The organism is Pseudomonas sp. Pseusp11, assembly GCF_047304405.1.
GTDB lineage: Bacteria > Pseudomonadota > Gammaproteobacteria > Pseudomonadales > Pseudomonadaceae > Aquipseudomonas.
In genome coordinates this window covers 44,229-58,374 of the sequence record NZ_JBGLZF010000007.1, presented here as the reverse complement: position 1 = coordinate 58,374, position 14,146 = coordinate 44,229, and the positions used below count along the sequence as shown (strand labels likewise).

12 protein-coding genes are annotated in these 14,146 nt (G+C 54.9%); 8 read left to right on the top strand and 4 right to left on the bottom strand.

The window, feature by feature from the left end:
* Positions 1-52 precede the first annotated feature (52 nt).
* From ACCC96_RS07885 to ACCC96_RS07870, 4 genes are all read left to right on the top strand, one after another.
* Positions 53-1,015 (top strand): PDR/VanB family oxidoreductase, encoded by a 963-nt coding sequence (locus tag ACCC96_RS07885; RefSeq protein ID WP_413695422.1) that lies wholly within the window; start codon positions 53-55, stop codon positions 1,013-1,015.
* 184 nt (positions 1,016-1,199) lie between these two features.
* Entirely contained in the window at positions 1,200-2,255 is a 1,056-nt protein-coding gene (locus ACCC96_RS07880) for a Rieske 2Fe-2S domain-containing protein (RefSeq protein ID WP_413695421.1), read from the top strand.
* A 93-nt stretch (positions 2,256-2,348) separates the two neighbouring features.
* Positions 2,349-3,467 (top strand): S-(hydroxymethyl)glutathione dehydrogenase/class III alcohol dehydrogenase, encoded by a 1,119-nt coding sequence (locus tag ACCC96_RS07875; RefSeq protein WP_413695420.1) that lies wholly within the window; start codon positions 2,349-2,351, stop codon positions 3,465-3,467.
* A gap of 94 nt (positions 3,468-3,561) precedes the next feature.
* Entirely contained in the window at positions 3,562-3,945 is a 384-nt protein-coding gene (locus ACCC96_RS07870) for a VOC family protein (protein ID WP_413695419.1), read from the top strand.
* An 842-nt stretch (positions 3,946-4,787) separates the two neighbouring features.
* Here the strand turns inward: ACCC96_RS07870 and ACCC96_RS07865 are convergent.
* From ACCC96_RS07865 to ACCC96_RS07855, 3 genes are read right to left on the bottom strand one after another with little or no spacing between them, the layout of a single operon-like run.
* Positions 4,788-6,239, bottom strand: a complete 1,452-nt coding sequence (locus ACCC96_RS07865) for an NAD-dependent succinate-semialdehyde dehydrogenase (protein ID WP_413695555.1) — start codon at positions 6,237-6,239, stop codon at positions 4,788-4,790.
* A 28-nt stretch (positions 6,240-6,267) separates the two neighbouring features.
* Positions 6,268-7,278, bottom strand: a complete 1,011-nt coding sequence (locus tag ACCC96_RS07860) for a dihydrodipicolinate synthase family protein (RefSeq protein ID WP_413695418.1) — start codon at positions 7,276-7,278, stop codon at positions 6,268-6,270.
* A gap of 36 nt (positions 7,279-7,314) precedes the next feature.
* On the bottom strand, positions 7,315-8,319 hold the full coding sequence (locus tag ACCC96_RS07855; RefSeq protein WP_413695417.1) for an ornithine cyclodeaminase family protein: 1,005 nt from the start codon (positions 8,317-8,319) through the stop codon (positions 7,315-7,317).
* Between the two features lie 735 nt (positions 8,320-9,054).
* On the opposite strand from ACCC96_RS07855, the gene ACCC96_RS07850 reads away from it, so the two are divergent.
* On the top strand, positions 9,055-10,167 hold the full coding sequence (locus ACCC96_RS07850; RefSeq protein ID WP_413695416.1) for an FAD-dependent oxidoreductase: 1,113 nt from the start codon (positions 9,055-9,057) through the stop codon (positions 10,165-10,167).
* Positions 10,168-10,428: 261 nt separating this feature from the next.
* On the opposite strand, the gene ACCC96_RS07845 is transcribed toward ACCC96_RS07850, so the two are convergent.
* Complete coding sequence (locus ACCC96_RS07845; RefSeq protein WP_413695415.1) at positions 10,429-11,058, bottom strand: TetR/AcrR family transcriptional regulator; 630 nt, start codon at positions 11,056-11,058, stop codon at positions 10,429-10,431.
* A gap of 381 nt (positions 11,059-11,439) precedes the next feature.
* Between ACCC96_RS07845 and ACCC96_RS07840 the strand changes: the two genes are divergently transcribed.
* From ACCC96_RS07840 to ACCC96_RS07830, 3 genes are all read left to right on the top strand, one after another.
* Positions 11,440-11,673: a hypothetical protein gene (locus tag ACCC96_RS07840; protein ID WP_413695414.1), complete on the top strand. Its 234-nt coding sequence runs from the start codon at positions 11,440-11,442 to the stop codon at positions 11,671-11,673.
* 616 nt (positions 11,674-12,289) lie between these two features.
* Entirely contained in the window at positions 12,290-13,153 is an 864-nt protein-coding gene (locus ACCC96_RS07835; RefSeq protein ID WP_413695413.1) for an ABC transporter substrate-binding protein, read from the top strand.
* A complete protein-coding gene (locus ACCC96_RS07830; protein ID WP_413695412.1) occupies positions 13,150-14,145 on the top strand; it encodes a fumarylacetoacetate hydrolase family protein in 996 nt (331 codons plus the stop codon). The genes ACCC96_RS07835 and ACCC96_RS07830 overlap by 4 nt, the downstream gene beginning before the upstream one ends.
* Position 14,146 lies beyond the last annotated feature (1 nt).

Here is a 14,146-nt window from a genome sequence, read left to right as displayed (position 1 = left end):
GCGTCTTCCTTTGATGTGCTGATTAGGTCAATTGAGACAGAGGAATAGCAGCATGAAAGCAACAACGCGTCTTGTCCAAATAGCCGTCAAGGTTCTGGAGGCACGTGATATCTATAGCTTCGAGCTAGTGGCCCAGGACGGCCAGGGGCTGCTTCCATTCTCGGCCGGCTCTCATATTGATGTGCACCTGGATAATGGATTGGTGCGTCAATACTCGCTTTGTAATGACCCTGGCGAAACACACCGCTATATGATCGCGGTGCTGCGCGACGCCACCTCGCGCGGTGGCTCGGTCGCAATGCACGCTCTTGAGGTCGGTCAGACGATACGTATCAGCGATCCGAAGAACCACTTCCCGCTGGCCCATAACGCCGGTCATAGCATTTTGCTCGCTGGTGGCATCGGCATTACTCCCATCCTCTGCATGGCCGAGAGACTGTCAAATGCCGACGCATCATTCGAGTTGCATTATTGCTCACGGTCCGCCGACCGTACGGCTTTTGCAGAGCGCCTCCGATCGTCCTCCTTTGCCGCAAGCGTGCAATTCCATTACAGCGACGGACCTGAGGCGCAAAAGCTTGACTTGACCGCCGTGGTCGCCAACCGCCGTCCCGGCACGCATCTCTATGTGTGTGGGCCGGCAGGCTTTATGGACTGGGTACTCGAAACTGCGCGGGCAAACAGTTGGTCGGAAGAACTTCTGCATCGCGAATATTTTTCTGCTGCTGCGATTGACACGAGCGACGACGGCAGCTTCGAAGTGCAGGTCGCTTCGACGGGCAAGGTTATCCGTGTGGACCCGAATCAAACAGTGATTGGGGCGCTGGCGAGCCATGGCGTCGAGGTCATCACTTCCTGTGAGCAGGGTGTCTGCGGGGTCTGCCTGACGCGCGTGCTGGAGGGCACTCCAGATCACCGCGACATGTTTCTCACTTCCGCGGAGCAAGCTAGGGGGGATCAATTCACCCCCTGTTGTTCGCGCGCCTTGAGCGCCAGACTCGTTCTGGACCTTTGAGATCCGGTAGCCCCTGATCATTCTCTACTTGACAGCCCAATGGGTGTGCAAAAGAATACGATTCGGTCCGTTTAGTAATTAGATGAAAGCCAGACGTATTGCCCTGAGGGAGGTGATGGCAGGGCAATAGTCCAATACTGCGGATCGCCAACAACAAGAACTTCCAGTTAAGGAGTGAGGTGTCATGGCAACGTTTAACGTCGCAGAGAGCATTCAAGAAGCACGTAACTACCCTTATAACTGTTGGTGGGTGGCGGCATTTGGTTCCGAAGTGGGTCGCTTGCTGTTGGGCCGTTGGATGCTCGATACCCCCGTGGTGTTGTTCCGTCGAGAAGACGGCACAGTAGCCGCGCTGGAGGACCGCTGCCCGCATCGCCAGGCCCCTCTTTCCAACGGTCAACTTAAAGGTGACATCGTGGAATGTGGCTACCACGGTTTCTGCTTTGGTGCTGACGGCAGTTGCGTGCGCATACCGTCCATGGACGGAACGCCTCCGCCCAACTATTCGGTGAAGCACTTTCCAGTGAAGGAGATTGGTCCCCTGGTGTGGATTTATCTGGGCGATCCGTCGGTGATCGACACGGTCGCTCCGCCACCCGAGTTGCCGTGGGCGGAAGATTCGTCTTTTGCCATCAGGACTGGTTTGATGGAAATTTCAGCGAACTACATGCTACTGAAAGAAAATGTTCTCGATCTAACGCATTTTGGCTACGTGCATGCTTCGACATTCGAGATTTCTGACTGGTCCACTCCACCTGACGTCATCGTGGGCGATGAGACCGTTCAGTACTCCAAGCATTTCATAAATAGTCCGCTTGCGCCTGGTTACGCAATGTCCCTTGGGGTGCCGCCGGGTACTCCTTGGAATCGTGAACACAGAGGCACGTTTCTGTCACCGGCGTTACAAGAAGGCTGCACGGATTTTCAGAACCCCTCGAAACCTGAGGAGTCACCGGCACGCTTTCGTGTTGCCCATGCCACGACGCCAATTGATCAAACCCACATGCTGTATTTCTGGGTCGTCGGTCGAGACTTCGCCAAGGTGCCGGAAGCTATGGATCATTTGGTTCACGCTATCCGCGAAGGTTTTGATGAGGACCGAGTCGTGCTTGAGGCAGTCCAGGCCCAAGCCAGTCGCCGTCCGCGACGCGTCAGCGCCGGCGAGCGCAGCGTCAAGGCCGATGCCGCAGGTATTCAGGCACGGCGCATCGTTGCGCGGTGGATGGAGCGTGAGGAGTAATCAACTCCTGCGCAGGGGGCGAGTCTTGTCGGAGACGCTGGGTAAACGACAGTCGTTTCGCCCGGCAAATCATTGCACAAAGGAATACAGAGAATGATCAAGTCACGTGCGGCCGTTGCTTTTGCCGCCAACCAGCCGTTGCAAATCGTTGAAGTGGACGTTGAGCCGCCGAAGGCTGGTGAAGTTCTGGTTCGTGTCGTTGCCACCGGTGTTTGCCATACCGATGCCTATACCCTTTCAGGTAATGATTCGGAAGGCGTCTTTCCCTGCATTCTGGGGCATGAAGGTGGAGGTATTGTCGAGGCGATAGGTGAGGGCGTGACTTCGCTGGCGGTAGGTGACCATGTCATTCCGCTATACACCGCCGAATGCCGAGAATGCAAATATTGCACTTCAGGCAAAACCAACCTGTGCCAGGCAGTACGTGCCACTCAGGGTAAGGGGCTGATGCCAGACGGCACTTCGCGCTTCTCCTATCAGGGGCAGCCGATATACCACTATATGGGCTGCTCGACCTTCTCCGAGTACACAGTGCTACCGGAGATCTCCCTGGCGAAGATTCCCAAGGATGCTCCGCTGGAGAAAGTGTGTCTGCTCGGCTGCGGCGTCACTACTGGCATCGGTGCAGTACTCAATACCGCCAAGGTGGAGGAGGGGGCTACCGTTGCTATTTTTGGTCTAGGTGGTATTGGTCTGGCAGCGATCATTGGTGCAAGGATGGCGAAGGCCGGCCGGATTATTGTTATCGATATCAACCCGGCCAAATTTGACATCGCCCGCGAGCTAGGCGCTACCGACTTTGTTAATCCAAAGGAGCAATCCAAACCCATTCAGGACGTCATTATCGATATGACAGATGGTGGTGTGGACTACTCCTTTGAGTGTGTAGGTAACGTGCAATTGATGCGTGCGGCACTAGAGTGCTGCCACAAGGGCTGGGGCGAGTCGACCATTATTGGCGTGGCCGGCGCTGGCCAGGAAATCTCTACGCGTCCATTCCAGCTGGTTACCGGTCGGGTCTGGCGCGGTTCGGCCTTCGGCGGGGTTAAGGGTCGCACCGAGTTAGCGAGCTATGTCGAAAAGGCGCAGAAAGGCGAAATTCCGCTGGATACCTTTATCACCCATAACCTGCCGCTGGAAGGCATTAACCAGGCCTTCGAGTTAATGCACGTAGGCAAGAGTATTCGCACTGTCATTCATTTCGATCGCTAAGTCGGCAGACTTGGCGATGAGTGCCGTGGCGAAATTTGCCCTGGTAATACCGCAACGCAAACCCATCTGGTTTCTACCATAGAGAGCGATAAAAATGAGTGTCTTTACTCACGTAACAGTCGGCACCAATGACCTGAATAAAGCCCGTGGTTTCTACGACGACGTATTGGGCAAGCTTGGCCATAAACGGATCGCGGATCTCGGCGACAACGGTTCCATCTGGGGCGAAGACGCACCGTCTTTCTTCGTCTTGAAACCGGCCAACGGTGCACCTGCCAGTGTTGGCAATGGCGTCACCGTCAGTTTCGAGGCGCCGTCCCGTGCGGCTGTCGACGCTTTCCATGCCGCAGCATTGGCTGCTGGCAGTGTATGTGAAGGCCTCCCGGGGCCGCGTAGCTGGGCACCGAACGCCTATGCAGCGTATGCCCGTGATCTGGATGGTAACAAACTGGCCGTCTATTGCTTCAAACCAGCTTAAGCCAGGTACGGGGCCAGCCCGGTTTTGGCTGGCCTCATCTGTAATCCTTCTCTACCGCACTCAGGGCAGTCCGCTCGAGGTTCCCTCGCGAAGAAACTGCTCGCGCAACATCAACACCACAACCCGCATCGCCACCTCGCTATTCCCTCTCGCCGGGCCTGCACCGGCTTGGCGTGACCCTCCATAGCTCGGCCTCACCTAGGGACGCGCCAGAAACTTCACATCTGTGCCGCACACACTATCACCCCGAAAAAACCGAAAACTTACCGTTCAGGCGCGTGTCGGCAGGGCGAGGTCCCCTGCTGCGGATCAAAAAATAAGAAAGGAATGAGACACCATGGCAACCCCGAGCGTCCTGCTAAACACTGCGCAAGCCCCCCTGCAGCCATTGGTGGGTGACGGCATCTGGTTCCGAAGTGGGACGCTCGATGCTGGGGCGCTGGATCTCGATGCCCCCCTATCAGCCCCGTCCACGACGAGTCAGAACCGGCGAGCGCAGCGTCAAGGCCAATGTCGCAGGTATCCGGGCGCGTCGCATCGTTGCACGATGGATGGAGCGTGAGGCGCAATCATTTTCCTCTTCGGAGACGTCCCCCACGTTTGAGAACGAGCTTGATCGGCGAAGCAGATTTTTTCGCTTAAGCCGCTTCTTTATCACCTGCAGCAAATATGACAAGAGCCGATGAGCCAGGTGTGACGCCCCCTGGCTTATCAGCTCTCGATTACATTTATCTTGAAACCACAACAGCGGTGTACGTTTGTAAAGTGATCAGCCTCTCAAGTCGGTATCAGTTGTTCGCTGAGCCCGCTTGAAGGCTGATCCGCTGCGGCATCCTGCCTGCTCAGAGACCGCCAAGCGCGACGTATTTGATTTCCAGGTAGTCGTCGACACCATACTTGGAACCTTCACGGCCCAGCCCCGAGTCCTTCACACCGCCGAACGGCGCGACCTCGGTTGAGATCATCCCTTCGTTGACCCCCACTATGCCGAACTCGAGGCCGTCGACGACACGGAAAATCCGGCCGACGTCACGTGCGTACACGTAGGAGGCCAAACCGAAGGGCGTGTCGTTGGCCATCGCGATGGCTTGCTCTTCAGTATCGAAGCGGAAAAGCGGTGCAACAGGCCCGAAAGTTTCGTCGTTGAAGATCAGCGCTTCGCGCGGTACATCGGTCAGCACCGTTGGCTCGAAATAGCTCCCGCCCAGGGCATGGCGCTTACCACCGGTGACAACGCGAGCGCCTTTGGAAACAGCATCGGCAATGTGTTCTTCGACCTTTTGCACCGCTTCTTCATTGATCAGCGGGCCCAGCAAGACGCCCTCGTGCATTCCATTGCCCACTTTGAGGGCCGCAGAGGCCTCAGCAAGCTTCTTCCCAAAGGATTCATAGATGCCCGACTGAACCAGAATGCGATTGGCGGCGACACAGGCCTGCCCCGTGTTGCGGTATTTGGCTGCAATCGCACCCTTCACTGCGGCATCGATGTCAGCATCGTCGAACACGATGAAAGGCGCATTTCCACCCAGCTCCATGCTGGTCTTCTTTATCGTCGGAGCGCATTGGGCGAGCAGTTGGGCACCCACTTCGGTCGAGCCTGTGAACGACAGCTTGCGTACCACGGGGCTTGCAGTGAGTTCGCCACCAATCGCACGGGCCGAACCCGTCACGACGTTGCACACGCCCGGAGGCAGCCCGGCGCGCTCCGCGAGTACGGCTAGGGCGAGCGCCGACAGCGGGGTCTGGCTGGCGGGCTTGATGACGCCAGCACAGCCCACAGCCCAGCCCGGGCCCGCCTTGCGTGTGATCATCGCCGACGGGAAGTTCCACGGGGTGATAGCGGCGAATACGCCGATCGGAGCCTTCTGCACGAGGATGCGACGACCCTCTACGTTCTGCGGAATGATGTCGCCATAAACTCGCTTGGCTTCCTCTGCAAACCACTCGATGAAGCCCGCGGCGTAGGTGATCTCGCCGCGCGATTCCACCAAGGGTTTGCCCTGTTCGGCCGTCAGGATTGTAGCCAGATCATCGATGTTCTCAAGCATCAGGTCATACAGCTTGCGCAGGACCTTCGCACGTTCCTTCGGCAGCGTTTTACGCCAACCCTGCATGGCGCGCTCGGCCGCAGCAATTGCGCGCTGAGTCTCGGCACTGCCGCCGTTGGGTACACGAGCCACCAGCTCTCCGGTGGCCGGGTTGCGTACTTCAATAGTCTGGCCATTGTCGGCCTGGACCCATTTGCCGTCGATCAGCATGGCCTGGCGCAGCAGGTCAGGGTCTTTCAGGTGCAGCGTTACGGTTCCATTCATGGGGCTGATCTCACTGGGGATTGCGGCCGACGAAGAAAGCCTCGTCGAGATCGCTGGTTGGATTCAGGCCAGCGGCTTCGAGCCCCTTGCGCAGCACAGTCATATCGCGCTGATACACTCGTTGCGTTGGGTGTGGCAGGGGGCCGCCGTTGTAACCCTGCAGCCATCCTTGATACTTCCACATCATCCGGTTGAGCAGACCGTTGGCTGCCATCGGCAGGCTCGCAAACGCCTTGCGGGCCGGATCCATCTTGTACCAAAGCTGTGTGGCTTCGTCGTAATTGCCTGCTTGGATCAGCTTGTGAATCTGTGGCAGCAACGGGCCGTAGTAGGACGAATAGTTGGTGCCGCAAAAAGGGATATCCATTACCTGCGCCAGGGGCACGTACTCGTACTCGAGCGGGGAAGAGATAACCACTTCCTTGTGGAACTCGCGGTGCACCTCGATCGCCGACATGATGTAAGGCAGGCCGCCTTCGGCTTTGATTGCGACGACGTTGGGAATCTCGTCCACCATCCGGCGCAGCACCGACAACGGGATGTCGGCGGGGTGCAGACGGCTGAAGCCCCACGCGGGCAGCGGGAAGATCATTACCCCCAGGTTTGTCGCGGCGCAAATGGCCTTCGTGTATTCGAAGACCTCGTCATAGGACTTCGGAAAGAAATACGGTGGGTAACCGAGCAACACTAGATCGGCGCCGGCATCTTCGGCTCTTTTGACCGCTTCAATGTTGTCTTCCAGTGTGTTGAACACCGCGTGATGAACAATGACCAGTCGCCCCGCGGCTTGGTCAGCCATGATGCGGCAGAACTCACCGTACTGTTCCTGGGTGATTGCTACCTCGGAGCAGGACAGAGAACCAACGAAGCCGTGTTGAATTGCTAACTCGACGTCATGGCGCACGGCTTTTTCGTTGATGCGTTTGAAATCCGACGTCATGGTCGGGATGGTCACGTTGGCGACCCCTAGGAGATGCTCGCGCGCCCAGTCGCGGGCGTCTTTCTTGTTGTAGCTGGCCATATAGGAGTTCCTGTCGATCGGGGTGGGTTTATGAATTTAGCGCTTTGTCTCAAAGTTCATCGGTAGGGGTATTGCCAAACCTGCTTCAAGTGCTTTGGTCAGGATCAACTCCGCCACGACGATATCCTGCAAGCCTCCACCGACTGACTTGAACATCGGTGCCTTGGCGCTTGCCATCTGTTCGTTGCATGCGCCGCTCATCAGGTCGGCCAGGCTGAAGGCTTTGTGATGAAACTCGATCCCGGCGGCGCGGGCAGCGATCATGTCGCCCGTTTCAGTCAGGACTTCCTCCAGTGTGTCGCAGATGATCAGGTCGCTACGCTCCACGACCGAGACATCGATTTCGCGCTGTTCGGGGATGGTTGAACCAATCGAGACGACAGTGGCGCCCGGTTTAAGCCAGTCGCCAAACAGGATGGGCTCCTCGCCGCGTGAGCGAGCGGCAGTGAGCACGATGTCAGCGCCTTCCACGGCTTCTCGAGCGCTGGCTACGCCTGTGGCGGGGATACCCAGATCCTGGGTGACTGCTGCTGCAAAGGCCTCCCGGCGTTCAGGGGTTGGACTGAAGACCGTTACTTGCGAGAGTTGGCGCACGCTTGCGAAGGCGCGAGTGTGCATCGAGGCCTCCAGGCCACTGCCGAGAACCGCAAGACGTGCGGGACCCTGGGGCGCCAGCCGGTCGAGTGCCGCTGCTGAGGTCGCCGCGGTACGGAAACCGGTGACTAGGTTGCCATCGACGAATGCTGCAATGTGGTTGGTTGTCCGGTCGAAAAGCACAATGACATATTCAATTCCCGGTGGAGCATCGCCCATGTTCGAGCCCATCAGTTTGGCGCCGAAGTAGCGGCCTCCTGGAGGGATGGCGGGGAGGGTGCGCAGCCAGGTTTTTTCGAGAATGGCGACGGTCCGCGGAGGGGTCGCCTTGGCAGGTATAGGAAGACCGTACGCTTGCTGCAGTGCGGCAATCGCGTCTTTCCAGCGGAAAACGGTTCGTGCAGCGTCGCTGGAAACGAAGACGGGAACTTGATTATTGGCGGGCATGCTTTGTGCTCCGATGATTTATGAAAGTGCAAGGAACGCGCACGAGGCAGTATTGCTGCGAGCTGCTGTCGAGCGGGTCGGAGAAGAGGGATGATCAGAACCGTTCGTAACGCTGTTGGCATTACTGGTCAGGATTTCAGAATGAAGAAAGCGCAACGGCTTGAATGGGATGCTATTCACTGATGCGGCTCCGGGTATCGTGCGATTCTACTTAGATTTATATAAACGACACGTAACGTATCTAAATTATTATTGGCGGATCTCACCCGTGTCAATAAGAATTTTTAGGTGGCTGCGGGGCTAAAAAACTGTGGTTGATAAAGCGAAACGATACGTATAGTTTGTCGTGGTCGACGATGCGATTTGTACTCGGAGAGCGCGATGAAATTGGGACGATCGTGGGTTGAGGGTCTGGATGGCTTAGCCTGTCGGATCTTCAGGGTGTCACCTAAGCTGGGGCGAACGGACAGGCTGCCAGTCGGCGAGGGCGAGCAGCGATTGGTCCGCAATGTCGACGCAGCGGTTCATTTTCATTGGTTTTTTTCTGGCGCCGACCTACTTTGCATGCAGGCTCAAGTCGAGCGGGCAAGTGATGCGAGAGGCGTCGCCGTTCAGGCGAGCGACGCCTCCTGATAAGCAAGGTTTGATCAAGGCGGGTCGTGGTACCCCATGCTTGCGACCCTGCCGATAGATGAACAAATACCACCCGCCATAGAAGTGGAGAGGAGACAAGAAATGAATGAGATTAAGCGCGTTTTGATTGTGGGCAGCGGCATTGGCGGAGCTACTGCTGCCTACGCTCTGCGCAGGGTGGGGATAGATGTTCATTGCATAGATATAAAGCCCGAGAGTTCTGCCGCTGGCTCCGGCATTTGCTTGTTGCACAATACCCTGCGAGCGCTGGACATGATCGGATTGGTGCAACCCTGCCTTGAGAGCGGTATGCGCTTCGAGTCGTTCCTCCAGTTTGATTCTGCCGGGCAGCTCCTGCGTTCCAATCCGGCTCCCCCGAGTTGCGGTATTCGCCGGCCGGAGTTGGCGCGCATCCTGGAATCAGCTGCAAAGGAGGCCGGCGCGGTCCTCGATCATGGTTTGACCGTTGAGAGCCTGAATGATCGTGGAGACTGTGTCGAAGTTCGATTTTCGGACGGTAGAGAAGCCACCTACGATCTTGTTGTCGCGGCGGACGGCGCTTATTCCAAGCTACGCCAGCAAGTTTTTGGGGTGGATTGCGGGCCTCGTTTCGCGGGGCAAAGCGTATGGCGCTTTAATGCGCCTCGCCCGGATCAGGTCGAAGGGTTCTGCCTCTATCGAACTCCTTCAGGCGGAACCGTAGGCTCCTTTCCAACCTCGAAAGACAGTTGCTACATCTTCTACCTTGAGACCAGCAAGGAGCCTTTGCGTATACCGGAGGATCAGGCTCATCTGCTGATTCGCGAAAGGCTTGCTGAATATACGGCTCCAGCAGTGCGAGAAGCGCTGGCACACGTCACCGAAGCCAAGCAGGTTATATTCCGTCCCTTGGATGTTACCTTGGTGCCGGCTCCCTGGAATCGTGGTCGGGTCGTGCTGCTGGGAGATGCTGCGCATGCGCCCACCCCGCAAATGACTTCCGGCGGCGGAATGGCCATCGAAGACGCCGTGGTGCTCGCGGAATGTCTGTCCACTACCAATACGGCCCAGGAGGCCCTCGCAGCCTACAGCGCTCGCCGTTTTGATCGCGTAAAAGTCATTTGTGACGCTTCGCTCCAGCTCTGCCAATACGAGCAGCAAGACCCAATTGGCAACAGGGAGAAATCAGCGGCTTTGCTGTTGCAGACCTATCAGTACCTGGGGCAACCCTTCTAAGCAGTTCTACCACTCGAGGACCTCGGCTCGCCATGTTTGGAGAGTCGAGGGAGAGGCTGATTGGCTCGCCTGAAATATTCAGCATAGCGTGCTTAGTGGGCTTGCTTCCTAGGCGTCAAGGTATGGGGTATTCATTAGGTAATGGGTGAGTTGAAGTGCAAGTTATGCTTTGGCAGGTGGCCGCATGGTTGGATCTAAGCTGAACTCTCCGTGGCTTGGAAGGTTTGTGGCTTCCGTGCCAATAAGCCTGACACGATCAAATCAATTGGCTTGGGTAGTGATTTGGTTGCTTGTATCCAGCAGGTGGTAGACATACTTTATGTGGGATTCGGCAAAGGCCTCATTAAGCGGTGCGTGACCAATCATCAGGCGCATATAGACCGCTCCATAAATCACGTCCATGAGTATCTCTATATTGGTATCGTTCGAAATTTCACCTGTGTTTCGCCATTCTTCGAGAGTTTCACTAATAACTGCTCGCCTTCCATAGTGAAATCTTTCACGGAAAGCACGCAGAATTGAAGGGTCAGATTGACCCTCCGCGATGATTTGAGCGACCAAACGACCTGGCCAGCCGGAGTATTGTTCTACCAGAGAACGGAAATGATGGGCGATCGCTTCTCTTGGGCCAAGCTCCCGTGGAAGTGTTGTTTTGATGAGGTGGTTTTCGATGAACGCATCAATGACTACGAGTGCCTTGGAGTCCCACCATCTATAAATGGTTGCTTTGCTAACGCCGGCCTCTCTTGCAATGGCTTCAATGGATATCGCCTGAATTGAATTCTCATGCAGGAGCTTAATGGTCGCATCGAGGATCTGCAGGCGAGTAACTTCGCTGCGTGGTCGCCCGACAGCTGACCTTTTTATCGATTCGGTTTTTTTGACTTGCATAGTCAAGTTCCTGATGACGCATTTAAAAACTTCGTTTTGCCACTCTCACCGCGGTGCGGTTTTTAGGCTTGGCAATCGAAACGATCTGACCAGTATATGTCTCATTTTGTAAAAAATCCACCCCGTTTTCCACTGAGCGTGCTGGTATCTTGGAAAGGGTGTTTTTTGGCTTTTTTCCCTATAAAGCTGGGCTTGATGGTCGCGTATGGAATGAGGGTTCAGGCGTTTTCGGCCATTGAAGAGACTTTTTTTGAAAATACGAGACGGTTCGTATATTATTTTGGTGTATGGTTGCACGATTCTTCGTTGCGCATACCAATGCCTAGGTTGGAATTGCTATGAAATTGGGTTGCATTTCTTTGAAAGGAAGGAGGTTTAAGAATGAGCTACACCATTAAAGAAGCTATCCTGGCTGGTATCGTTGGGGGCGTGATCTCTGCGGTGCTAGCCTTTTTGATAGCTCAATTTATTGCGCCTTTCCCTCTCACTCCGTTTGATAATTCTATAGGGAATAGCCTTAGTGGCTTCTTCAGCGGCTTGATGAGCGGGTTTGTAGGCGTTTATTTTGCACTTAAAAAGGTCATCGGCTTGTCGGGAGCAACCCCACCTGCTTGATTACTGATTTGGTATGTCTGTCGGTGTGCATGCAAACGCGCCAGTGATCAACGGCCTGGTCGCGTTTTTGGGGGAGAATGCGTAATCGGTCTTAAATGTATTCTAGGTGCTGATCAGCATTGTCTTTCTGTCTTTCTGTCTTTCTGTCTTTCTGTCTTTATCTGCTTTGAGTAAAAAAATGAGCACCACATCTTGCTGTCTTGATCTCATGCCTTTCAAAATAAACTGAATTTTTCCGATTGCAGCTCTTTCGACAGCGAAGCGATCCAGAGGGCCGCTTCTGCTGGCCTAGTGGTTCTTGAATCCTGTGGTTGGCTGTCTCACCCGTCGTGCGCTCCGAAAATCTGCTCAGGAATGTAGCCATTATCCGTGTTGGTCAGTGGTTACGCTTTTCTAGAGCTGGTTCAGTGCTCATGCTCTCTGCCACGGTACCGCTGATCTTAAACACGTCAGTGGCGAAAATTCCCCGCCGTTTCTTAATCTTCAACTAGGCCAAATTCATGGCTATCTTCTTGTTTTTTCAGACTTTTTTTAGGCCGATTCCCAAACATGATGATTCGTTGACAATACGATACGTCTAGTATTAGATTTGTGTCGCCTAGAACGAGAATAAAACATGTCCAACAACACTCTTCGTGTGACGTGGTTCGTCCCTCCCGCCATTGCGGTGGCAGCTTCGTGGAAGGAGCCACCTGGCTTCCATCTTGAATCCTCCAGGACTCAATCATCCGATGAGCAGTATCAGTTGCTTTGTGACGGTGTGGTCGATGCGGCCGTGACGTCGATCGACAACGTACTGCACTGGAACCAGCGGCAAGGGCCTGAAGATTTTGTGGTAGTTGCTCAAATGGAAACTACCACTCCACTTCACCTGATCGGATCCTCAACCCTGTCGGCCCCCGCAGACTTGGTGGGCGCCAACATTCTGGTGGATGCGCCGCAGAACGGTTTTGTTATTGCACTCAGAGCACTCTTGCAACAAGCGGGACTCGGTACTGGTGACTATCGCCTAACCCCGGTAGGAGGCGTTCGTGAGCGTTTCTCTGCACTCATTGAAGGGCAGGGCGATGCAACCTTGCTGGGACCACCATTCGACACGATGGCAGTTCAGAGAGGGCTCAAGCACATTGCAACAATTCAAGACGTGTTTGCCGGCTTCCCTGGTCAAGGCCTGGTCGTAAGGAGGTCAGTGAGTCATGGCAATGAAGCGTTAAAGACCTGGATTCGCATGCTGCAAGCTTCATTAGCCACCGTGCCAGGCGACACGGAGAAGCTTAAAATGGCCCTCGACTCGCTCGATCTCCCTTCTGAGGCAGTAACAGCGCTTGTTAATACCTTCCCAAGCACCTTAATACCCTCCCGGGACGGTATTGAGCTTCTTATTGGTCAGCGAGCCTTGCTTGGGTTGTCAGGGGCGAATGTTACGTATGAGCAAATTGTCGATTGCTCTTTCCTGCAGTCATTTCGGAGACCTATATGAAGAAGTTTTCGCTCGGTACATTTTCCTTGAAGTCCAGTCCGCAGCGACGCTTCGCTGGGCTGGTTGTAGACGGTAAAGTCGCTCCGATCGGCAGTCTGGCAGAAGAGTTTGGAATTAATATTCTCAAAGGCCAAAGCGTGTTGTCGCTCCTTGAAAACTGGGAGGCCAGTTACGCTGAACTCGAATCCCTTGTAAATAAAGCGTCGACTTCCTCATGGTACGGTGAGGAACAACTGATTTTTCGTCCTGCTATTGATCTGCCACGGCAGGTGTTCTGTACCGGTGCAAACTACCGAAAACATGTAGTTGATTTGACCATCGATTCTAACGTCGGGCCGGAGGGGCTCAGCAAGGAAGAACTACGTAAATGGGCCGAAGACATGATGGATCAACGGGTTGCCACGGGTGAACCCTATGTATTCACCAAGCCAGTTTCCTCCATCTCAGGCGCTTACGAGGACTTGGTGTTACCACCGACTACAAGCAAGCCTGACTGGGAACTAGAGTTGGCAGTTGTTATTGGAAAGGAAGGCTATAATATCCGCGCGCAAGACGCTATGGACCACATAGCTGGCTACACTATCGTTAATGATATCTCTGCTCGCGATCTGATTCCCCGAACCGATTACAAGATGCTCGGGACAGACTGGATGAGATCGAAAGGCCAGCCAGGTTTCCTCCCCTTGGGGCCATATTTAATACCCAAGAACTTTGTAAAGGATCCTCACAATCTCTCTATGCGCTTGACTGTTTCCGGCATCACCATGCAGGACGAGACCACCGCCGATATGTTGTTTGGGATTGAACAACAGATTGCATACATCTCCAAATATGCCAAGCTTTTACCAGGCGATGTTATTTGTACAGGATCTCCTGCAGGTAATGGCACTCACTATAATCGCTTCTTGCGCGATGGGGATATTATGGTTGGCGAAATTGCCGGGCTAGGAACTCAGCGACAAAAGTGTGTCACTTTTCAATCAGTGAGGTGAA

Bases quoted from the DNA above. Each gene is read 5' to 3' on its own strand.
- ACCC96_RS07885 (WP_413695422.1), top strand. From the start codon at position 53: ATGAAAGCAACAACGCGTCTTGTCCAAATAGCCGTCAAGGTTCTGGAG.
- ACCC96_RS07880 (WP_413695421.1), top strand. From the start codon at position 1,200: ATGGCAACGTTTAACGTCGCAGAGAGCATTCAAGAAGCACGTAACTAC.
- ACCC96_RS07875 (WP_413695420.1), top strand. From the start codon at position 2,349: ATGATCAAGTCACGTGCGGCCGTTGCTTTTGCCGCCAACCAGCCGTTG.
- ACCC96_RS07870 (WP_413695419.1), top strand. From the start codon at position 3,562: ATGAGTGTCTTTACTCACGTAACAGTCGGCACCAATGACCTGAATAAA.
- ACCC96_RS07860 (WP_413695418.1), bottom strand. From the start codon at position 7,278: ATGGCCAGCTACAACAAGAAAGACGCCCGCGACTGGGCGCGCGAGCAT.
- ACCC96_RS07855 (WP_413695417.1), bottom strand. From the start codon at position 8,319: ATGCCCGCCAATAATCAAGTTCCCGTCTTCGTTTCCAGCGACGCTGCA.
- ACCC96_RS07850 (WP_413695416.1), top strand. From the start codon at position 9,055: ATGAATGAGATTAAGCGCGTTTTGATTGTGGGCAGCGGCATTGGCGGA.
- ACCC96_RS07845 (WP_413695415.1), bottom strand. From the start codon at position 11,058: ATGCAAGTCAAAAAAACCGAATCGATAAAAAGGTCAGCTGTCGGGCGA.
- ACCC96_RS07840 (WP_413695414.1), top strand. From the start codon at position 11,440: ATGAGCTACACCATTAAAGAAGCTATCCTGGCTGGTATCGTTGGGGGC.
- ACCC96_RS07835 (WP_413695413.1), top strand. From the start codon at position 12,290: ATGTCCAACAACACTCTTCGTGTGACGTGGTTCGTCCCTCCCGCCATT.
- ACCC96_RS07830 (WP_413695412.1), top strand. From the start codon at position 13,150: ATGAAGAAGTTTTCGCTCGGTACATTTTCCTTGAAGTCCAGTCCGCAG.